General features: G+C 61.2%; 18 protein-coding genes. 10 read left to right on the top strand and 8 right to left on the bottom strand.

Annotated elements, in window-relative coordinates; genetic code table 11:
* Positions 1 to 63: 63 nt before the first annotated feature.
* Complete coding sequence (locus tag C7401_RS00715) at positions 64 to 1461, bottom strand: ATP-binding protein (protein ID WP_112169286.1); 1398 nt, start codon at positions 1459 to 1461, stop codon at positions 64 to 66.
* A 537-nt stretch (positions 1462 to 1998) separates the two neighbouring features.
* On the opposite strand from C7401_RS00715, the gene C7401_RS00710 reads away from it, so the two are divergent.
* From C7401_RS00710 to C7401_RS00690, 5 genes are all read left to right on the top strand, one after another.
* On the top strand, positions 1999 to 3483 hold the full coding sequence (locus C7401_RS00710) for a catalase (protein ID WP_112169284.1): 1485 nt from the start codon (positions 1999 to 2001) through the stop codon (positions 3481 to 3483).
* A gap of 40 nt (positions 3484 to 3523) precedes the next feature.
* Entirely contained in the window at positions 3524 to 4165 is a 642-nt protein-coding gene (locus C7401_RS00705) for an HD domain-containing protein (RefSeq protein WP_112169282.1), read from the top strand.
* Positions 4166 to 4339: 174 nt separating this feature from the next.
* The gene (locus C7401_RS00700; protein WP_112169280.1) at positions 4340 to 5176 is read left to right on the top strand and encodes an alpha/beta fold hydrolase; all 837 of its coding nucleotides are present in this window, start codon (positions 4340 to 4342) and stop codon (positions 5174 to 5176) included.
* Between the two features lie 330 nt (positions 5177 to 5506).
* Positions 5507 to 5929 carry a DUF3331 domain-containing protein gene (locus tag C7401_RS46060; protein ID WP_112169278.1) on the top strand — a complete coding sequence of 141 codons (423 nt, stop codon included), beginning with the start codon at positions 5507 to 5509 and terminating at the stop codon, positions 5927 to 5929.
* A gap of 74 nt (positions 5930 to 6003) precedes the next feature.
* Positions 6004 to 6699 (top strand): dienelactone hydrolase family protein, encoded by a 696-nt coding sequence (locus tag C7401_RS00690; protein ID WP_112169276.1) that lies wholly within the window; start codon positions 6004 to 6006, stop codon positions 6697 to 6699.
* A 33-nt stretch (positions 6700 to 6732) separates the two neighbouring features.
* Here the strand turns inward: C7401_RS00690 and C7401_RS00685 are convergent, their stop codons facing one another.
* On the bottom strand, positions 6733 to 8028 hold the full coding sequence (locus tag C7401_RS00685; protein WP_112169274.1) for an NAD(P)-binding domain-containing protein: 1296 nt from the start codon (positions 8026 to 8028) through the stop codon (positions 6733 to 6735).
* A 770-nt stretch (positions 8029 to 8798) separates the two neighbouring features.
* On the opposite strand from C7401_RS00685, the gene C7401_RS00680 reads away from it, so the two are divergent.
* On the top strand, positions 8799 to 10898 hold the full coding sequence (locus C7401_RS00680) for an esterase/lipase family protein (RefSeq protein ID WP_220092794.1): 2100 nt from the start codon (positions 8799 to 8801) through the stop codon (positions 10896 to 10898).
* Between the two features lie 9 nt (positions 10899 to 10907).
* Here C7401_RS00680 and C7401_RS00675 read toward each other — a convergent pair whose 3' ends face one another.
* The gene (locus C7401_RS00675) at positions 10908 to 11897 is read right to left on the bottom strand and encodes a lipase secretion chaperone (protein ID WP_112169272.1); all 990 of its coding nucleotides are present in this window, start codon (positions 11895 to 11897) and stop codon (positions 10908 to 10910) included.
* Between the two features lie 8 nt (positions 11898 to 11905).
* Positions 11906 to 13042, bottom strand: coding sequence for an esterase/lipase family protein (locus tag C7401_RS00670; protein ID WP_444980873.1), 1137 nt, complete (start codon positions 13040 to 13042; stop codon positions 11906 to 11908).
* A gap of 466 nt (positions 13043 to 13508) precedes the next feature.
* On the opposite strand from C7401_RS00670, the gene C7401_RS00665 reads away from it, so the two are divergent.
* The 4 genes from C7401_RS00665 to C7401_RS00650 all read left to right on the top strand — a co-directional run bounded on the left by C7401_RS00665 (position 13509) and on the right by C7401_RS00650 (position 16584).
* On the top strand, positions 13509 to 15050 hold the full coding sequence (locus C7401_RS00665; protein ID WP_112169270.1) for an amidase: 1542 nt from the start codon (positions 13509 to 13511) through the stop codon (positions 15048 to 15050).
* 115 nt (positions 15051 to 15165) lie between these two features.
* Positions 15166 to 15810 (top strand): glutathione transferase, encoded by a 645-nt coding sequence (gene yfcF / locus C7401_RS00660; protein WP_112169268.1) that lies wholly within the window; start codon positions 15166 to 15168, stop codon positions 15808 to 15810.
* A 116-nt stretch (positions 15811 to 15926) separates the two neighbouring features.
* Complete coding sequence (locus tag C7401_RS00655; RefSeq protein ID WP_112169266.1) at positions 15927 to 16106, top strand: type II toxin-antitoxin system HicA family toxin; 180 nt, start codon at positions 15927 to 15929, stop codon at positions 16104 to 16106.
* Between the two features lie 58 nt (positions 16107 to 16164).
* The gene (locus tag C7401_RS00650; RefSeq protein ID WP_112169264.1) at positions 16165 to 16584 is read left to right on the top strand and encodes a type II toxin-antitoxin system HicB family antitoxin; all 420 of its coding nucleotides are present in this window, start codon (positions 16165 to 16167) and stop codon (positions 16582 to 16584) included.
* Between the two features lie 45 nt (positions 16585 to 16629).
* On the opposite strand, the gene C7401_RS00645 is transcribed toward C7401_RS00650, so the two are convergent.
* From C7401_RS00645 to C7401_RS00630, 4 genes are all read right to left on the bottom strand, one after another.
* A complete protein-coding gene (locus tag C7401_RS00645; protein WP_112169262.1) occupies positions 16630 to 17133 on the bottom strand; it encodes a GNAT family N-acetyltransferase in 504 nt (167 codons plus the stop codon).
* 16 nt (positions 17134 to 17149) lie between these two features.
* Positions 17150 to 18064 carry a glutaminase gene (locus C7401_RS00640; protein WP_112169260.1) on the bottom strand — a complete coding sequence of 305 codons (915 nt, stop codon included), beginning with the start codon at positions 18062 to 18064 and terminating at the stop codon, positions 17150 to 17152.
* A gap of 125 nt (positions 18065 to 18189) precedes the next feature.
* Complete coding sequence (locus C7401_RS00635; RefSeq protein ID WP_220092799.1) at positions 18190 to 18801, bottom strand: helix-turn-helix transcriptional regulator; 612 nt, start codon at positions 18799 to 18801, stop codon at positions 18190 to 18192.
* A 106-nt stretch (positions 18802 to 18907) separates the two neighbouring features.
* Positions 18908 to 19879: an ornithine cyclodeaminase family protein gene (locus C7401_RS00630; RefSeq protein ID WP_112169256.1), complete on the bottom strand. Its 972-nt coding sequence runs from the start codon at positions 19877 to 19879 to the stop codon at positions 18908 to 18910.
* Positions 19880 to 19964 lie beyond the last annotated feature (85 nt).

The raw sequence follows: 19964 nt of genomic DNA, 5'->3' as shown, positions 1-19964 counted from the left end.
GGCGTTGGGCGGGCGGTGATGCCGGGAAGGTGGGCGTGACCTGAAGCGCGCATACGGCGTGTTCTATTGTCCGGCGCCGCTCTCTTGCAGCTTCTCGCTTGCATAGGCGCGCATGGTGTTCGACAGTTTGTACATAACGGGATTGGACTGGGGAAGCCGTGTTACCAATGACTTCTCGACTAGCTCGATTATCGTAGATGTGACCTTTATTTCGGAGAGGTGATGGGAGCCCACCTTGCGATGCGCAGCATTCAGCGTAAAAGGCCCATCGAACGCACTCAAGCCGTTCAAAACGGCTTTGCTGGCTTGCGAGAGAGGCTCATAGCTCCAGTCGATTGACGCTCGCAGCGTCTTGTGCCGGGCGGGTGCGGTACGGAAACCGCGTGTCAGGAGCTCGAAGCGACGCTGTAATTGTTCCGCAGCGCCATCAAATCCCAGCGCCGGGATGCATTCCGCGGATAGTTCGATAGCGAGAGGGACGCCATCGACGCCTTTGCAAATTTCGGCTGCCGCTCTCATGGCTTGACGGTCGGATGGGTCAAATGGTTTGCCCACCCGGTCAAGGAGCAAGGCAACGGACGGATAGCGGTCGATATCATCGCCCTCTGAGTCCGGCGGGACGTCAAGAGGCGACACATGAAATACGGATTCATCCCGTATGCGCAGCGCCTCGCGGCTTGTGGCGAGCAGGCGAACTGAGGAAGTCGCTTCCAGGAGCGTTTCGCAAATGCCCGAAATCGCATCGAGGAGATGTTCGCAGTTGTCGAGAAGGACCAGGATGCGCTTGCCTTCGATACGCTCAAAAAGCAGATGCGCAGGCCCATCCGGCAAAAACGGCACGAGCGCCGAAGCAATGAGGGAAGGCAGTTCGTCGCGAGCGCGAATCGAGCCAGCTTGTACGATACATACGCCGTCCGGAAATCGATGCGCGATCCGGTGTGCGGTTTCAACCGCAAGCCGCGTCTTTCCGACCCCTCCCGCGCCAACAAGCGTTACCACACGTGCCGTTTCCAGCCTTCGTTCAACCTCTTGACTGTCAGCTTCGCGTCCGAACGAGCGTGAAGCGTAGCCAGGGATTTGAGGCTTGCGACTATCGCGGTAAGACTTCGTGTCTGCGAAGTGTAAAGGCCTCGTTGGTTCTGATTGCGTGCGCAAACGTCCTACAAATTGATATCCTCGCCCCGCTACGGTGAGAATGGATTTCCGGTCCTCGGATAGCGCACGGCGCAGCGCCGATACCTGGGCTTCCAATGCGTTCTCCCCGACGATACGCCCGCGCCACACCATCTCCATGATTCTGTTTTTGCTAACCGCTGTACCACGCTCTTCAAGTAGTAACAGCAACAGGTCAAACGCTCGATTGCCTATCTCGACTCTCTTGCCGCCGTGCATGATTTCGCGACGATGGCCTGAGACGACGGTTCTGCCAAATTCAAAATGATTGTTAGCGTGTGTGACCATGACAAAGCTCCGCAGCGTGTGCGTATGCACGGATGTGTCTCGGGGATTGCTCGGAGAGCAGGGAACACCGGAGCTAGCGACGGTGTCGATGGCTGTAAGGAAGGGCTCTGCTGTGCAGCAAGAATTAATTGATTGTTGAACTTAAAAACTGAAATTTCCAGTTCTAAGGTGTTAAATTTTGCTAATTCATAAATATACGGATTAACAATCCTTTCAATAGATGTTTCGGAAGTTTCGATTTGCCAATATTTGAGCGACATCGGAATCTGATGAAGTCGAACGTCAATCCTGCGCATCACCTGAAGGGATTGGCTGATTTTTTTCAGGACGCGTCAGGTCGCGTATAGGACCGGCGTAGGGGTTTTCGATATCGTGATTGCGATTGAGAAAGCTTCCGCATTCGAATTCCACCGATTCTTGTCCGCTGAAATCCGCGTCACTGGCAAGCTCGCCAGGTCAAGCCATTTTGTCCAGGTTCTCACGGGCAAGTGGCATTCGGCGCGAAAACTCAATGGCAACACCCTGACGAGGCCAGATATGAGCAAGCTCACTACCGCTTTTGGTGCACCGGTTCCTGACAACCAGAACACTCAAACCGCCGGCCCGCGTGGTCCAGTACTTCTTCAGGACGTCTGGTTTCTCGAAAAACTCGCTCATTTCGACCGTGAAGTCATTCCGGAACGTCGCATGCATGCGAAGGGCTCCGGTGCCTTTGGCACTTTCACCGTCACGCACGACGTGACGAAGTACACTCGCGCGAAGATATTCGCGAACATCGGAAAGACAACCGAGATGTTTGCTCGCTTCTCGACCGTCGCGGGTGAACGAGGTGCAGCGGACGCGGAACGGGACATTCGCGGGTTCGCGCTGAAGTTCTACACCGAAGAAGGTAACTGGGATCTCGTCGGAAATAACACGCCGGTTTTTTTCCTCCGAGACCCGCTGAAGTTTCCTGACCTCAACCACGCTATCAAGCGCGACCCAAGGACGGGTTTAAGAAGCGCCGAAAGCAACTGGGACTTCTGGACGCAACTGCCGGAAGCACTGCATCAGGTCACCATCGTAATGAGCGACCGGGGCATACCTCGCACTTTCCGGCATATGCATGGCTTTGGAAGTCATACATTCAGCCTCATCAATGCCAGCAACGAGCGGTTCTGGGTGAAGTTCCATATGCGAAGCGAGCAGGGTATCCAAAACCTTACTGACGAGGAAGCGGGAGAGCTTGTGAGTTCCGACCGGGAGACTCATCACCGTGACCTCTACGAAAGCATCGAGAGCGGCCAGTTTCCGCGTTGGAAGGTGTATTTCCAGATAATGCCTGAGAAAGAGGCGTCGACATACAAGGTGAACCCTTTCGACCTGACGAAAGTATGGTCGAAGAAGGATTACCCTCTCATCGAGGTCGGGTACTTCGAACTGAACCAGAACGCGGAAAACTGGTTCGCGGACGTCGAACAAGCCGCGTTCAACCCCGCGAATGTCGTCCCGGGAATCAGCTTCTCTCCGGACAAGATGCTTCAAGGCCGGCTGTTCTCCTACGGGGATGCGCAGCGATATCGGCTGACAGTAAATCATTTTCAGATTCCGGTTAATGCTCCTCGCGCAGCGGCGCACACCAACAGCTATCACCGCGATGGTCTTTGCCGAGTCGATGGCAATCAGGGCGGTACGACTCCATACAATCCAAATACAAAGGGTGCGTGGCTTGACCAACCTGATTTCAGCGAACCTCCGCTCTCGATCGAGGGCGCGGCTGACCACTGGAATCACCGGGTCGACGAAGACTATTATTCGCAGCCTGGTGACCTTTTCCGCCTGATGACGAAGGCCCAACAACAGGTTCTGTTTGATAACACCGCGCGTGCAATGCACGGAGTGTCGAAGCCCGTTCGTGACCTTCACATTGAGCACTGCACGAAGGCAGACCCAGCATATGGGGCTGGTGTAGCAGCGGCACTGGAATCCCACGACGCAAAGGGCTCTGGCGCCGTCAGGTCGGAGCCCGAAGTTTCCAGGTGAGACTACGTCGATTGCAAAGAGAATAACTGGAGATACTCAAATGACCTTCACCGTCAATGATGTCGCTATTCCCGATAGCCAGCTGGCTCGCGAGATAACCGAAATCGTCCGCGAAACGGCTCCGCCGCTCTTGTTCCACCACTCGAGCCGGGTCTTCTACTTCGGCGCGCTTGCGGGGAAGCATCGCGGACTCAAATACGACCCGGAGCTTCTCTATTGTGGTTGCATGTTCCACGACATGGGGCTGACGAAAAAACACAGCAGCAAAACTGAACGCTTCGAAGTCGATGGGGCGAATGCAGCGAGGGACTTCCTGAAGCGCAACGGTATCGCTCAGTCCGATATCGACACTGTGTGGACCGCCATTGCGCTCCACACCACACCGGGTATTCCTCAGCATATGCACCCGGTCGTTGCGCTTGTGACCGCGGGCGTCGAAATGGATGTGCTCGGACTGACGTATCCGGAGTACAGTAACGAAGAGCGCGAGTCGGTCGTGCATCAACATCCGCGCACCGCGAATTTCAAGGAAGACATCATCCAGGCGTTTTATGACGGCATCAAACACAAGCCGGATACGACGTTTGGGAATGTTAAAGCAGATGTCCTGGCAGACAAGGACCCGAACTTCTGCCCGGGCAACTTTTGCAGCGTAATCCGTAATTCGACGTGGTCTGCTTGACCGCGGTGAGCGTTGCCCGGTCGGTCGCGGAATTGGCTTTGCCGCACGTGTCCAGCTATACGTCATATTGTTGCCTGTAATCTCACATCGCTCGACTCGAGTTTTGACGCCGGGCGGGCAAGACCGCAGGATGCGGACGAAACTTCAAACCGTTCAATTGAGTGAGGGTTTAACATGCCGTTCGTCACAACCAAAGACAAGGTAGAGATCTTCTACAAAGATTGGGGTCCAAAGGACGCGCAGCCCATCGTGTTTCACCACGGCTGGCCTCTGTCCTCGGACGACTGGGATGCGCAGCTGCTATTTTTTGTCCAGAAGGGGTATCGCGTTGTAGCGCATGACCGCCGTGGTCACGGACGCTCATCGCAAGTCTCGGACGGCCACGATATGGACCATTACGCTGCTGACGCGTTTGCGGTCGTGGAAGCACTCAATTTGCGGAACGCCGTTCATATCGGACATTCGACGGGCGGTGGCGAAGTCGCCCGGTACGTGGCGAAGCACGGCGAACCGGCCGGACGTGTCGCAAAGGCTGCGCTGGTCAGTGCCGTGCCGCCCTTGATGCTGAAAACTGAGTCGAATCCGGAAGGCTTGCCTATCGACGTATTCGACGGTCTGCGTGCCGCACTGGCGGCAAACCGCGCACAGTTCTTCGTCGATTTGCCCGCCGGGCCCTTTTATGGATTTAACCGGGAAGGTGCGACAGTGCACCAAGGCGTTATCCAGAATTGGTGGCGCCAAGGCATGATGGGCAGTGCGAAGGCGCACTATGAAGGCATCAAAGCTTTCTCGGAGACTGACCAGAGCGAGGATCTGAAGGCGATTACGGTGCCGACGCTCGTTCTTCATGGCGAAGACGACCAGATTGTTCCTATCGGCGACGCCGCGCTGAAGTCCATCAAGCTTCTGAAGAACGGCAAGCTGAAGACGTATCCGGGCTTTTCGCACGGAATGTTGACAGTCAACGCAGACGTGCTTAACGCGGACCTGCTCGCATTCGTCCAGTCTTGATTGTGGCGGGGAGGCGTGCCGAAGAGGAGTCCAGGCTCGTCTCCTCAAGTGCGGCTTCCCGCAATGGGAATGCTTGTCGGCAGGTTTCCGGCGTTGGGCGTGGCATTCGCCGTGCAGTCGCGAGCAGCACCTCTCGGAGCGGTATAAAGCCCTCGATATTGATGAATTTATGCGCGACGCGAGAACAGTTCGTCGACAGGGATATTTGATGAGGATTGTTGAGTTATAGCGGCGATGTACGTGGAAATCCGGGCTGCCTATTCGGGCGGCGGGAAATCCGATGCGTTGAGAGATGGTTTGTATCCACGATGCTCTTGAAGGAGGGAGGTAATGGTGGATGAGCTCAACAGAAACTCTCCGTGGGAGCACATTGTTGCCGTCTTGTCGCAGAACGGTCCGCGAAGACAGCAGGCCTCGATCGCAGAGTACGGGCGCGACATACGCGGCAGTTTCGACCCGCGTTGGCCCGAGGGTGTGAAAATTCAAATCCTCGAGCGTTTGTCCGCGCAGGCTGTCTCGGTGGCATGGGCTCATCCGTGCTCCGGATACGTGGGCTGTCAAACCTGGCGCCGGAGCAAGGCTAGAAAGCACGGAGTCTGTTCGTTGACCGGGGAGCAGGTGAGACGCGGTGAACCGATTTACAAAATTTCCCGTTCCGTCAGCAGTGCCTGTAGCGTAGGCGGAATGTTGCTTGCCCGGCACGTCGACGCCATTTTCCCGTGCGCGGACAGAATGCAGGCTATGGGCTATTAGCAACTCGCGGCTGGCAATTCCCGCGGTAACCGTGCAGACCGGTCTTCACAGGACCGCTAACGAGGAGATATGCGATGGGCGAGTATCGGCAGGTTCCCACCGACGACGGTGCATTTGCGGTCTACCTTGAAATGCCGAAGAAAACCCCGGCTCCCGCCGTGGTCGTGTTGCAGGAAATTTTTGGCATCAACGACGACATGCGCGAGACTTGTCGAGAGTTGGCGAATCAGGGCTTTGTCGCGCTCTGCCCGGACCTGTTCTGGAGGCAGGAGCCAGGCGTTGCGCTCAACAGTTGGTCGGAGGCCGAGTGGAAGAAGGGCTTGTCGCTGTATCAAAACTTCAACCGCGACTTAGGGGTGGAGGACACGGGTGCGGCTATCAGCGCGGCACGTGCGCTGCCAGAGTGTAATGGGAAAGTAGGCGTGATGGGATTCTGCCTGGGCGGCTTGATGACTTTTCTAACGGCCGCGCGAACAGATGTCGACGCTGCTTCGGCTTACTACGGCGGTGAGACCGATCAATACCTTGCTGAGGCGAACACGCTCGACATCCCAATCATCATGCATCTCGGCACCGAAGACGAATTTATCTCGGTGGAGGCGCAGTCCGCGATTACCGCAGCCATGTCTCCGAAGTCAAACGCGACGGTCTATTCCTACCCCGGCTGTAGCCATGCTTTCGCCCGACACACGGGCCATCATTACGACGCTACGGCCGCAGCACTTGCCAACAAGCGGACCTACGACTTATTTCGCCGCGAATTGGCATAGTCCAGCGCGCATTCAGCAAATCAGCGGTGTCGTTCAAGGGATGGGCATCGGCCGTGCCTTTGGATGGAACATGGCAAGCCGAAGATACTTGAGGTACCAAAGCCCGAACGCGTAGTTCCGCCGGTCGTGTGGTGCCAGCATCTTGAGAAGGTCATAGTGATTCGTGAGAGCCTGAACCGGTGGGTCCACGAAGACGGCACTCCCTGTGATGTGGGACATGATCGACCTTGCCACATGGGCGTAGGCCCAAGGCGTCGAGGTATTTGTCTCCAGCACGCCGGGTGCCAAAAGAAAGAGGTTGGGGGCGTCGATCGAGCGAAAGACGGAGTAGCAGCGCGCGGAGAGCTCATTCATCCCGCTTGCCTGGGTAAGCGAATCCAGCCCCAGATAGCCGAGGTCCATGGCGTAGCCGGTGCCCCACAGCAACAGGTCCGTCCCGATCTCTTCACCGTTCGAGAGGCGAATCGTCTTGCCGTGGACGGACTGGACTTCACCGCGATGGCGCTCTATGCTGCGGAAACCCTGGATCATGCGCGGCCGGCCCGGAATGAGTTGATCGCGACGGATGTCGAAGTCGCTCTCCGGCATGATCTCCGTGATTCCGGCCTTCTTGTACCTTGCCCGCAAGTCTTCATTGATGCGGTGGTTCATCGCGTGCGTGGAAAGACCAAGCATCTGGTATTTCGCTAACAGGCGTACGTCGATCCCGAGATATTTGACCTGTCGCGTCGGGCGCATCCATTTCGTAGAACGATAGATCCACGCAATGCTGCTCGCCTCGTATGTGAAGCATAAGTCGAGCAGGTCGTACGCCGATGCGCCGCCACCCACGACAGTGACGCGTTTGCCTCTCAACGCTTGCGGATTGCGCAGTTCGAACGAGTGATACTCGGCGATCGACGAATCATCGCGCTTGACCTGCGGTACGACGGGGCGATTGTGTCCGCCTGTGGCAGCGATAAGCCACCTTGATTGATATCGGGCTCCCTCTGTCGTCACTTGCCAGCGGTCTGCGCTGAACTGTGCGCTCGTGACCGGTGCATTGAGGACGATTTGAGGCGCGAGATCGAACCGCTCAACCCATGCTTCGATATTGCGCAATATACCCGGCTGCCTTTCTTCGGACAGCGGGACGTCGCCGAGCGTCCAGTCTTCCTTGCGAAACTGGATGTCCTGCCACGAGGGAAGATCGCGCCACAGCCCGCCGACACGTTCCCGGCGCTCCAGGACGAAAGTCTTGAGTCCCGCGTCTTTGGCGTACTTCAGGCAGATGACACCGCCGATGCCACCGCCGACGATAACCAGATCGAGATCCGAACCTGTGGACATGGATGTGGAATGTGCAGAATGTCCCTCACGCTGGATCCCGGAACGACTCGCAGATCACAATGTGTTTCTCATACAGGAACGTCATGGGGCCCAAGAGGGACGCAAACGAAATCGTCCTGAAAAGTATAGGTCGCGAATGCTGAATTTGAGGTACTGCGGCGATATTCACGACGTTCCTGGCGAATCGACTGCCCGACGTCAAGCAAAGGGATCACGGGGCGACGGTGTGAGCGCCGTAATGACCCAACCGTCGACGGCATCCATCCGTTGCGCCGCACCAGAGCAACGTTCATGGACACACGCACAAGGAACGTCAGCGCCGTTCAACGCTTGCTCGGCCGGAGTAATCCGGAGTCCACCGTCGCGTATCCTGGCATTGAAGCATCCGAATCGGACGATGACTAAAATTTCGTCGCTACGGACTGCCGGAAATGTTCAATGAACATGGCGCGCGCTCACAGAGCAGGTGTCTTACCAACGAGATACATTCCGTTGTAGCCCGCCGAGCGCAGATCGCGAGCGCGGGGCGCTAGCAGGCTTCGCGCGCGTAGGTCAGGAGTGGACTCCCGGCCAACTGTGTTGCGCTTGCAAGTTTCTCAAGACCTTCCCCGATCCCACGATTCGTCGCCGCCAGGAGCGTTCATGGCTCGCCTCACGCCCCGTCAATCACACCGGCCAACGCGCCGTTATGCCCTTGGTCACGCTGCCGCGACGCCGCCCGGTAACGGCATGTGAGCAACGCACCCTCTGTGCCGTGGTGGCAAGATCCGATGCCGCGCCGGACCGTCCAGCGAGCGCCGCCCCCGCGCATCGTCGCCGATCGCGCGCTGCGGCGAACGGCATGGCTCGTCGTGGCGCTCGTGTGCCTGCTATGCACCGGCTGCGCAGCCGTGCACGTGCGTTCCACCAGTCCTGAGCAATACATCGCGCATAACCGCGGCGACATCCTGACGACCGGAGCACTGAGCGAAGCCACACAGCAAACCCTCGCGGTGAGCGGCCTCGAAGATATTTGCCGCAGCCCGACGCAACCCTGCGCCAACGGGCTCATGAACGCATCAATGATCGATAACGACCAGCGCCTTTCCGCGCTGGCGGAGTTGTCGCTCAAGGAGGCGCTTGCGGCCACGGCCGCGCGCGACTTGCCCTGGAGCGACGCGCAGTTTGGCCTGTGGCTGCGTGCGGCCCGTTTCGCCTATGCCTGGCTATTCTTCAGCACGCGGCCGGCGGCCGAGCGCGCTTTCGAAGACCGGCAGACCCAGGTGCGCGACTTCTACAACTACGCGGTTCAGCGCACCGCGTCGGCACTTTTCCAGCGCATGCTCATCAATGCGACGGCCAGCGACAGCGAGCCGGAGCTGATTAAACACATCGCCGACTGGCAGTTGCAGTTCGATCTGGACGGATTGCATCTGCCAGCGGGCGTGGAAACGCCTCGCGCGCTAATCCCGGCGACATCGCTCAGATTCTCTGGACTGCGCAGCATCTACCGCCGCGACGGCCTTGGCGCGCAGTTCGTCGCGGACGCCGACATCAGACCGACCCCGCCGAAGGCGCCGCGCCCCGCGAATGCATCGGCGCTTTCCACGCCCGTCTCCACGCCGCTCCCCGCTTCCGATGCCGTCGCGTCCCTGCCCGACACGCCCGGATCGAGCGCCACGCCGCACCGCCGTTCGCGCCAGGAGCGCCTTGCGGGCGGCTCGTGGTTCAGCGAGATGCCTTATCCCGTCCTGACCGTCCTGCTCAAGTTCCCCGGCGCTACGTTGGACGAGGTCTTTGCGCGGCGCGACGCGACCCTGGTGGTGTACGACCCGTACCGGACGGATTCGGTCGACGTCAACGCCCAGGTCGTGCCTCTTGGCGCTAACTTCTCGGCGGGTTACGGCATGTGGCTCGCGCGCTCTGATTTCGGCGCGGAGTCGATGGCCTCGCTGCTCCTGCCGAAGTACGGCATCAGCGAGCCGCATATCTTTCTCATGCAGCCGTTCGATCCGAACCGCCGCATCATCGTTACCCTGCATGGTCTCGCGTCGAGTCCTGAAGCATGGGTCAACGTCGCCAACGAGATTCAGGGCGACCCGACCCTGCGCAGGAAATTTCAGCTTTGGCAGGTCTATTACCCGACCAATGTGCCAATTATTGTGAACCTCGCCGATATCCGCCAGGTGTTGCTGAGCACCTTGCGCCATTTCGATCCCAATGGACAGACGAGCGCTTCACGTGACATCGTGCTGATCGGCCACAGCATGGGCGGCGTGCTGAGCAAGGCCCTTGTGTCGTCATCGGGAGACGCGCTCTGGCATGTCTTCGCGGACCAATACACACCGGAAGGCGCGCAGGTGGAGCGCGCGCACGCGCAGCTCGATCCGTATCTGCGCTTCACGCCGCTGCCTGGCGTCGAACGTGTGGTCTTCATCGCGGCGCCGCATCGCGGCACCTCGTTTGCGCGCAATCCTCTCGGACGCTGGGCGGCGAATCTCATCGAACTGCCGCTCACGCTGCTCGACGACGTGGAGGACGCCACGGACGCGATGATGGGCACGTACGGCGCGCAGTCGGCGAATCACTCCAGGCGCGTTCCGAACAGCGTCGACCAGCTCAGCGACGACGACCCGATGATCCGTGCTCTCGCCACGCTGCCGATTGCGCCGAACGTGCGCTACAACTCGATCATCGCGCGCAGACAGGCAGGCGGCCCTCTGGAAAACACCGACGACGGCGTCGTGCCTTATCGCAGCGCGCACCTCGAAGGCGCGGATTCCGAATTCGTCATCCGGGGCTGGCATTCGATTACCGACTCGCCGCAGGCGATACTCGAACTGCGGCGGATCCTGCATCAAGACCTCAATGAAACGGGCGAGCGCAACTAGGCGCGAGCGCTACTGACGCGCCTCGCCTTCATCGAACGACAGCGCGCGCAATGTCTCGCCCGGTGCGGTGAACGTCTGCTCGCGCAGGCGGCGCACCTGATCCGCGATATCGCTGCCGGACTGCCCGGATGCTTCGATCTGCTTGCGCTGCACGACATAGGCTGCATAACGCGCGCGCCACGCGTCGTCGTCGCGCTTCATCGCGATCAGGCGATCGGTCGCGGCCGGGCCGATCACGGGCGTCAACTCACGGCGCATCTGTTCGGGCGAGGCATTCGTTTTCTGGAGGCGTTCGATGTGGGCAAGCACAACGGTTTCCCGCTGACGCGCTTGCTGCTGCGCCCGGTCGTCGGCAGGCAGATCGCGCTCGAGCGCCGTGAGGCGTGCCTGCCTCTGCGCGTCGCTCAATCGCGGATTCACGCTGAGCTTGAGCCGGTCGATATCGTTTCGCTCGCGCGCGAATTCGTCGGCAAAAAATACGTCCCGCCATTCGCCGAGTGTTTGCGTCGCGACGGCCTCGCGTTGCCCCAATGCATCGGCGAGACGCGCTGGCTCCATCGTCTGCGCTGGAGCACCGCTTTCCTTTAGCTGCCGGACAGCGGCGAACCAGGCGCGATAACGAGTCCACACGTCGAGCGCCTGGGCCTGCGCCGGCAACCCGTTCACCTGCGCGGCGATCTGGCGCGTGACGAACGCGTCGACGCCATCGGGCCCGAGGTCCACCTCGGCGATCAGGCAATAGTCGAAAAAATCGCGCACGGCGCGCACATGCATCAGATTGCCGCTGGCGTCGACGGGCAAGGACGGCACGTCGGTGCCCGCGAGCGATGCGGGTAATGCAATCGCGCCGGCCGGCAATGACGATGGGGCTTCGCTACGCGGTGTCGGCGCGCCGCAAGCCGCCACCAGCAACGCAACGCCGAATGCGGCGAACGCCTGGCGGAGCGCACGCGAGGCGGGACGCATGCACCGGAGAACGAGGGGAGTGGGCGTGCGCATCGTCTGTCTCAAACGCCTTTGAGCTTGAGGCGGTTGGCGTGGGCGCGGAAAACGGCTACCGGATCTTCGGCATAGGCGCCCAGAATGCCCATGAACTGATTGACCTCGTCGAGATGATTCCAGCGGTAGCGTGTGCTGATGACGTCGCCGAAGAGCGAGCTGCACACGGAAACGAGGCCATCGTTGACGCCGGAGTCCAGGTTCAGCATCACCGTGCCGATTTCAAGCATGTCGAGCGTGGAGGGATCGACGTAGATCGCGGGATCGACGACCGGGACGATGCTCATGTCGCGGCCAACGACAACACCCGCGATTTTCGTGTACGGCTGGATGGCGGAGCCGCTCCACGAATAGAGAAGATGCCGGTAGCCGCCCACTGTCTCCTCGGCCGCGCCGGACGTGCAGGTGCCGGGTGCGCCCAGGCCCGCGCTCGGGTACTTGAGGTTGAAGCGGCTCGCCTCGTCCGTCGTGAGTTCCCTCAGTGCGATGACCGCGTCCTGGTTCGGATGACGCCCGCTTCCCATGGCATAACCCATGATGTTGGCAAACTGCGCCGCCAGTGCCAGCGAAAAGCCGCTCGGGTCGAGCGTGAGCATGCCCTGCACCAGATCGGCGAACTCGGAGCCGCGATGCGGGGTGCCGACGGTCGTCACGGAAGCGACGTACTGTGGTACGACCGCAGCCGCGTAACGGACAGTCAAGCCGCCCTGGCTATGGCCGATCAGGTTGACTTTGGCAGCGCCTGTGACAGCGAGCACGCGCTTGATATAGGCAACGAGTTGTTCGCCCCGCCCAAGTGGTCCGTCGTCGGCCTGAAATGCCGTGACATCGGCGACAAAAACCCTCGCGCCGTGGCGCTCGAGGTCGGACCGGATGCCATACCAGTAGTCGAGTACGCCCAGCAGCTTGTCCGAGCCGGACAATCCGTGAACGAGGATGATCGGGTAGCGTGTCGCGGCGTAGTCGTCGACGTGGACCGCAGACGCTATCGTCATGGGGTCCACGTTCGCGGAGAGCGCCGCGGTTTGTTGTGCATGCGCGAGCACCGGGGCGATTGCGCCCGCAACAAGCGCGGCAATGATTGAGAGCCGCTCGAACGTACGGCAGCCCGACCGCGGCGACTTCAATTCCAGCGATTCAGCCACGATGGGTCCTCCATGTCATGACGCGTTACCCACAGCCTCGCTGAACTGCATGGAGGCTGAAAAGATCAGGCAGTGCAGTGGCATTGGGCCGAGGCGCAGTCGATGCGCATCTGGCCATATAGACGACGTCAAGCGTTGCGTCAGTATAGACTTTCGCGGGTGCAGACCCATTATGGTGTCCCGACGAAAATGGCAGGAAACGTGGGACGTTAAGCAATATCCGTTGCCACACCCATAGAGCGTTCACGCACCGATTCGTCGACCGAAGGCCATGCGACGCGGAAAACGCGTAACGCGCGGCCACGGCATATCGCCATATCGACGATCGCGGTAATGCTTACTGCATGCGCACTGATGCTGGCTGATTATTCCGGCCACGATTCGGGTTGCGGTTCATTCAATGAGGATTCCTCTCCGAGCTTCGAAGGATGTGGAGCGGAGCCGATGCGAAGCGGGAGAATGCCGGATGATCGACAGACGCCACTTTCTGAAGCTTTCTGGCAAGGCTGCCAGCGCCGCATTGCTTGCCGCAACGGCGACGCGCACGCACGCGGCCAGTGCTTCCGTCCCATCGCCCGATGATCCGGCCTGGTTATCTGCCACAGAACTGCTCACCCGTTTCCGGACTCACCAGTTGTCGCCCGTGGATGTGCTCGAGGCCCAGATCAAGCGCATTGGCATTGATGAGGGGCGGGTTGGCTGCATCACCGTCAAACACTTCGACGAGGCGCGCGCGGCGGCGAACGAATCGGCAGCACGCTACAAGGCAGGCAATCCACGGCCGCTGGAAGGCATTACCGTGGCGGTAAAAGACGAGTTTGCGGTCAAGGGATGGACGACGACCATGGGGTCGATGCTGCTGAAAGACGCACCGCCCGAGAAGGCGGACAACCCCGTAATCGAACGTCTGCGCGCAGCCGGTGCTGTGTTCCATGTCCAGACGACAGTGCCGGAGTTTTACACGTGGCTCACCACGGCGACGAAATTGTGGGGGGTGACGCGTAACCCGTGGAACCTGGCATACACGCCTGGCGGATCGTCGGGGGGTGCCGGTGCGGCACTCGCTGCGGGCTTCACGACGCTCGCACTCGGCTCCGACATGGGCGGCTCGATCCGGGTTCCGGCGTCGCAATGCGGGCTGTACGGCTTCAAGCCCCCCTTCGGACGGGTGCCTACCAGCGAAGTTCCCTACGAGACCGAGGGACCGCTCGCGCGTACGTTCGACGACCTGAATCTCTTCACCAACGCGATGGTGGGCCCGCATCCGCTCGTTCTTTCGTCGTTGCGTCCCAGGTTGATTTACCCGGAACACTACGATTCCGTTAAGGGCTGGAAAATCGCCTACGATCCTATGCCGGGGATTTCGCCGCTTGACCCGCCGGTGCGCGAAGCGATGAATCGCGCGATCGAACGCGTGAAGGGTCTCGGTGCCACGGTGGAAACCGTGGATCTCGGCTTCAAGGCCGATGATCTCGATACGTTCTGGGCGGGGCTCTTTTCTACCAGCATGGGAGGCATGCGAACGGAAGGGCTCAAACACCTGGACCAGTTGATGCCCTATACGCGCGCGTCGTTTACGCGCCTGCACGGGCAGATCGGTCCAGACGCCCTCGTCGCCACGGAAGAATTGCTGAACAAATATCAGCGCCAGGTGCAGGAAACCGTCTTCACCCGCGGATATCGCGCGCTCCTGACGCCAACGGTCGCCACACCGCTTATTCCGGCGGAGCATGGTCTGAATCCTGAAACTGACAGCGTCATGATTCAGGGCAGGCGGGTCACCGGCTTAAAGTTCGTCTTTACCTGGGTCTGGAATCTTCTCGGCGCGTATCCCGTAGTCGCAGCCCCCATCGGGATCGACGCCGAAGGCATGCCAATGGGCATGCAGATTGTCGGCAATACCTACGACGATCTGGATGCGTTTCAACTGGCATCGGCATATTCCAGGGTGGCGCCGCCGCTTTACACCGGCAACCAGTTTCCCGACTTCCGCAATCAGAAGGCGTAGCCGGTCAGGGCGCGCAGGGGCCTGCTTGCGCCGATTGGTTTGTCGGCGAACAAGCGGCACGGCGACCCGGTTCGTTACCATCTCTGCGCTCACCTGATGAACGAACGGCGAACTAATGGAGCCTTCCTTGCCCAATCCAGCCCTGCATCTCTGCTGCGACGCCCAATACGCCAGCCCTTACGCAATGTCGGTCTTCGTGGCATTGCACGAGAAGTCCCTGGCGTTCGAGCTTTCGACCGTCGATCTCGGTAAAAACGAGAACCACAGCGCAGACTTCGCGGCGAAGTCGCTGACGCGGCGCGTGCCGACCCTGATCCACGACGGTTTCGCCCTCTCGGAATCTTCAGCGATCACGGAGTATCTGGACGAAGCGTTCCCGGGCGCGCCGCTGTATCCGGCGGATCGTCAGATGCGCGCTCGGGCGCGCCAGGTTCAGGCGTGGCTGCGCAGCGACCTCATGGCGCTCCGGCAGGAGCGATCGACCGAAGTCGTGTTCTACGGCCCGACGACTGCACCGCTTTCCGATGCGGCGCGCACCGCTGCGCTAAAGCTCTTTTCGATGGCCGAAGCGCTGCTCGCGCCAGATGCAGAACATCTCTTCGGCGAATGGTGCATCGCCGACGTGGATCTTGCGCTGATGCTGAATCGCCTCGTCCTGAACGGCGATGCGGTGCCCGGGCGGTTGGCCGGGTATGCGCGGCGTCAGTGGCGGCGGCCGTCCGTTCAACCTTGGGTGGGGCTGGAGCGGCCGCCGCTCTGATCCCTGGAAGGCGGCGAGGTCGGCATTGAGATGCAACAAATATGTTGCATCTCTACGTTTTTTAATACAACATATATGTTGTACTCATGGCTCAGACGACTTTCCGTGCGAAGCCCATGAGTTACAGCGAATTCAGAAGATGGCTGAGGCATCTGGGCGCCGAGTTCCTGCCCGCCAAAGGCAGCCATTTCCGTGTGACGCTGAACGGTCGATCGACTATCTTTCCCGATCACGGCAAGAAGGAAATCGGCAAGGGTCTGGTCGAGAAGATCAAGCGCGATCTCGGCCTCAAGTGAGCGGTGAGCGCGCGCGTAGACCTCACTGCCAAGTCATAGCAAGGAGAAACTGGCCGCCATGTGGTCCTATCCCGCCAATCTCGAACTGGACACCAACGGCACCTATCTGGTGACGTTTCCGGACATTCCCGAAGCGGCATCCGTGGGCGACGACGCTGATGAAGCGCTGCTCAACGGGCTCGACGCACTGGAGAGCGCCATCGAGATCTACTTCGACGAAAAGCGCAAGGTGCCCTTTCCCTCGAAGCCGCGCAAGGGGCAGCCGTGTGTCGTGTTGCCAACGCTCGTCGTGGCGAAAGTGTTGCTCGCCAATGAAATGATTCACCAGGGCGTGCGCAAGGCCGAACTGGCGCGGCGGCTCGACGTGCATATGCCGCAAATCGACCGGCTGCTCGATCCACGCCATGCTTCCCGGATCGATGCCATGGAAGCGGCGTTCAACAAGCTGGGCAGGCGCCTCGAAATATCGATCGTCTGATTGTGCTGTCTGACTTGCCGCGCATTCGTCATGCGTGAAGCGCGTTCAATTCACCTCGAAGGCGGCGTGGTATTGCACCGTCGCGGCGGGCACGCCGCCGCGCAACGCAATCGCCTGGAAGTATTCGGGCGGCACGCCCAGCAGCACGAGCGCGGGTTGTGCGGCAAACCCGAAGCGCGCGTAGAACGCCGGATCGCCGAGCAGCACGCAGCCCGCCGCGTCTCGCGCGCGCAGCGCATCCAGCGCGTGTTGCATCAGCATGGCGCCAATGCCCTGCATTTGCCGCGCGGGCGCCACCGAAATCGGCCCGAGCCCGAACCAGTCCTTCGAGCCATCGGAAAGCGCGACCGGCGAAACCGCCACGTGCCCCACGATCTCGCCTTTATCCTCGGCAACGAGCGATACCGTCAATGCACCGGCAGCGCGTAGCGCGTCGACGATTGACTGCTCCGTGTGGCTCGTATGCGGGGCGTGCAAAAACGCAGCCTCGGTCAGGGCGTGGATCGCTGCGTGATCGGCCGGCGTTTCGCTACGGATGTGTAAAGTCATGGCGTGCTTCACGGCCTCAGAAAATCGAGCGGCCGGTGCGCGTGGTCAGCCACTCCAGTGCCAGCGAGCCCACCTGCGAGTTGCCCGTGGCGTCGAGCCCCGGCGACCACACGCACACCGCGAACTCGCCCGGCAGCACCGCGACGATGCCGCCGCCCACGCCGCTCTTGGCCGGCAAGCCGACGCGGTAGACGAAGTCGCCCGCCGCGTCATACGTGCCGCAGGTCAGCATGAGCGCCGAAAGCCGCTTTGCCGAACTCGCGTCGAGCACGTGCTCGCCGTTTGCGGGCGACACGCCGCCATTTGCCAGAAAGAGTGCCGCGCGCGCCAGCTCCACACAGCTCATGGAGATGGCGCACTGGCGGCAATAGGCGTCGATCACCGCATTGGCGGGCATTTCCAGATTGCCGAAGCTCGCAATGAAATGCGCCATCGCGCGGTTGCGCTCGGCGTGCGCGATCTCCGACTGCGCGACGCGCAGGTCGTAGCCGATGCCGGGCTCGCCCGAGAGCCGCCGCACGAAATCGACGAGCGCGGTTTCCGCCTGCACGAAGCGGCGGCACAGCACGTCGGTGACGACGAGCGCCCCTGCGTTGATGAACGGGTTGCGCGGCTTGCCCGCTTCGAATTCGAGTTGCACGAGCGAGTTGAACGCCGTGCCGGACGGCTCGCGGCCCACGCGTTGCCAGAGCGTGTCGCCGAGCAACTGGAACGCGAGCGTGCAGGCGAACAGCTTCGAAATGCTCTGAATCGAGAAGCGCACGTCGGCGTCGCCGGTGCGGTGCACCTGGCCGTCCACCGTCACGATGGCCATGCCGAAATGATCGGCGCGCACCTTCGCAAGCTCGGGAATGTAGTCAGCGACGCGGCCTTGCCCGATGTACGGCTGCAAGTCGCGATGGATGGTTTCGAGGATGGGCGAATAGTTCATGGGCGGCGCAGGGAAGCCGCGGCGGGGCGCCCGCCGCGGTCCCCGCGATTGTAGCGGCTGCGCCCCTCGACGCGGCGCAGCCGTGCGCGATTGTGCGATTGTGCGTTGGCCCGTGATATTGCGCGTTATTGCGCGTCCGCCTTCATCTCGCGCAGATGCTTGTACACGGTCGCGCGCCCCATCCCCAGCACTTTCGCCACGTAGTTCGCCGAGCTTTTGCCCTTGAACGCGCCTTCGGCATGGAGCGCCTCGACCAGTGCGCGCCGGTGCTCGCGCGTGAGCGAGTTGAGCGCGATCTGCCGTTCGCGCAGCCAGCCGTGCAGGAAGGTGTTGATGCGCTCCTGCCAGTCGTCCTTGAACAGCTCCTCGGGCTGCGCGATCACGCCCGCGCCGCGCAGGAACAGGTTGAGCGTGGCCTGCATGTCGTCGAACGCCGCGATGTTGAAGTTGACGCACATGACGCCCGCCGCGCGCCCCTCGTCGTCGAACAGCGCCGTGCTCACGCAGCGCATGCGCCGCCCGTCCCAGTTCACCTTCTCGTAGGGGCCGAGCAGCTTCTCGCGCGTGGTTTCCTCGACGTCTTCGAGCGCCGAGTCGTCGCCGATCTCGCGCTTCGAGAGATTGTTCGAGAGATACGCCACGGTCTGGTCGGCGAGATCGTGAATCACGACTTCCGCGAACGGGAAGAACAGCGTCGTGATGCTGTCGGCCACGTGTGCGTAGCGCGCGAGCAGCATGTCGCGTGACGTTTTCGGGCTGGCGGGCTTTTTCACGGTTTCGATCTCAGGTTGACGTAGCGCGCGCGTTGGCTGGGCGGCGCGAAGGACGTCGATGATACTGCGATCACGCGCGCAGATGCGTATAGAGCGCGTGGGCGATGGCCATATCTTCGAGGCCGAGGCCGATCGAGCGGAAGAACGCATGGCGGGCGTAAGACGGCCGCGGGCAGGCGTCGTTCGCGAGTTCCGCGAGGTCGCCCGCGATCGATTCCGGCGACCAGCCATGCTCGCGCGCGGCCAGCACCATTTCGCCCGCGCTTTGCGGCGTGGTGTGGCGATAGTCGCAGTACACGTCGAGCGAGGGCAGCGCGGCGGGGTCGATCTCGTGCGCCTGCGCGACATTCGTGCTGATCGACGTGATGAGCGCGGGCTTCGTGAGGGCGTCGAGCTCGAGCACGGGCTTGCCCGAGGAGGTGCAGAGCATCACCACGTCGGCGTCGCGCACGCACGCTTCGGTCGTTGCCGCCACGCTGGCGCGTGCGTCGAGCGCGCGCAGCTCGGCCTGGCGACTGGCGTCGTCCGCGAGTTTCGGTGAATACACCTGAATGCTCGCCCACGCGCGCAGCGGCGCAACATGGCGAATGTGCGCGAGGGCGACCGCGCCCGAGCCGATTACGGCGAGGCGTTTTGCCTCGCGCGGCGCGAGCTGGTCGACGGCGAGCGCCGTCGTGCCCGCCGTGCGCTCGGTGGTGAGCAGCGCCGAGTCGCACCACATGAGCGGCTGGCCCGTTTTCATCGACATCAGCGCGGTCCAGGCGGTGATGACGGGCGGCCGGCCTTCGGCGCCCACGATGTACGGCGAGAGCTTCGCGCCGAACACGCCCGCTTCGGCGAGCACGCCGAGATAGGTGATGAAGTCGCCGGCCTGGCCGGGAAACAGCGTGAGCGTTTGCGGCGGCTGCACGGCTTCGCCGCGGCCGAGCGAGGCGAACAGGCGCGCGAGTTCGCCGCGCACGTCGAGGCCGGGCAGGGCGGCGCGCACCTGAGCGGCGTCGACGACGAGCGGCGCGGCGGTGGATTGGGACGTCTCGTTCATGCGGGGACTCCAGAGTGGCGATGTAGACATTTTTGTCCATTCTAGACTTTCTTTTTATTTTTCGTCTATATTCCTCCTGCGGCCG

Source organism: Paraburkholderia unamae (assembly GCF_003268775.1).
GTDB classification, from domain to species: Bacteria; Pseudomonadota; Gammaproteobacteria; order Burkholderiales; family Burkholderiaceae; genus Paraburkholderia; species Paraburkholderia unamae.
The sequence above is the reverse complement of the archived record's forward strand: the minus strand, read 5'-3'. Positions and strand labels throughout refer to the sequence as shown.

Coding starts and splice junctions, on each gene's coding strand:
- C7401_RS00715 (WP_112169286.1), bottom strand. CDS start 1,461: ATGGTCACACACGCTAACAATCATTTTGAATTTGGCAGAACCGTCGTC.
- C7401_RS00710 (WP_112169284.1), top strand. CDS start 1,999: ATGAGCAAGCTCACTACCGCTTTTGGTGCACCGGTTCCTGACAACCAG.
- C7401_RS00705 (WP_112169282.1), top strand. CDS start 3,524: ATGACCTTCACCGTCAATGATGTCGCTATTCCCGATAGCCAGCTGGCT.
- C7401_RS00700 (WP_112169280.1), top strand. CDS start 4,340: ATGCCGTTCGTCACAACCAAAGACAAGGTAGAGATCTTCTACAAAGAT.
- C7401_RS46060 (WP_112169278.1), top strand. CDS start 5,507: ATGGTGGATGAGCTCAACAGAAACTCTCCGTGGGAGCACATTGTTGCC.
- C7401_RS00690 (WP_112169276.1), top strand. CDS start 6,004: ATGGGCGAGTATCGGCAGGTTCCCACCGACGACGGTGCATTTGCGGTC.
- C7401_RS00685 (WP_112169274.1), bottom strand. CDS start 8,028: ATGTCCACAGGTTCGGATCTCGATCTGGTTATCGTCGGCGGTGGCATC.
- C7401_RS00680 (WP_220092794.1), top strand. CDS start 8,799: ATGCCGCGCCGGACCGTCCAGCGAGCGCCGCCCCCGCGCATCGTCGCC.
- C7401_RS00675 (WP_112169272.1), bottom strand. CDS start 11,897: ATGCGCACGCCCACTCCCCTCGTTCTCCGGTGCATGCGTCCCGCCTCG.
- C7401_RS00665 (WP_112169270.1), top strand. CDS start 13,509: ATGATCGACAGACGCCACTTTCTGAAGCTTTCTGGCAAGGCTGCCAGC.
- yfcF (WP_112169268.1), top strand. CDS start 15,166: ATGGAGCCTTCCTTGCCCAATCCAGCCCTGCATCTCTGCTGCGACGCC.
- C7401_RS00655 (WP_112169266.1), top strand. CDS start 15,927: ATGAGTTACAGCGAATTCAGAAGATGGCTGAGGCATCTGGGCGCCGAG.
- C7401_RS00650 (WP_112169264.1), top strand. CDS start 16,165: ATGTGGTCCTATCCCGCCAATCTCGAACTGGACACCAACGGCACCTAT.
- C7401_RS00645 (WP_112169262.1), bottom strand. CDS start 17,133: ATGACTTTACACATCCGTAGCGAAACGCCGGCCGATCACGCAGCGATC.
- C7401_RS00640 (WP_112169260.1), bottom strand. CDS start 18,064: ATGAACTATTCGCCCATCCTCGAAACCATCCATCGCGACTTGCAGCCG.
- C7401_RS00635 (WP_220092799.1), bottom strand. CDS start 18,801: ATGCTGCTCGCGCGCTACGCACACGTGGCCGACAGCATCACGACGCTG.
- C7401_RS00630 (WP_112169256.1), bottom strand. CDS start 19,879: ATGAACGAGACGTCCCAATCCACCGCCGCGCCGCTCGTCGTCGACGCC.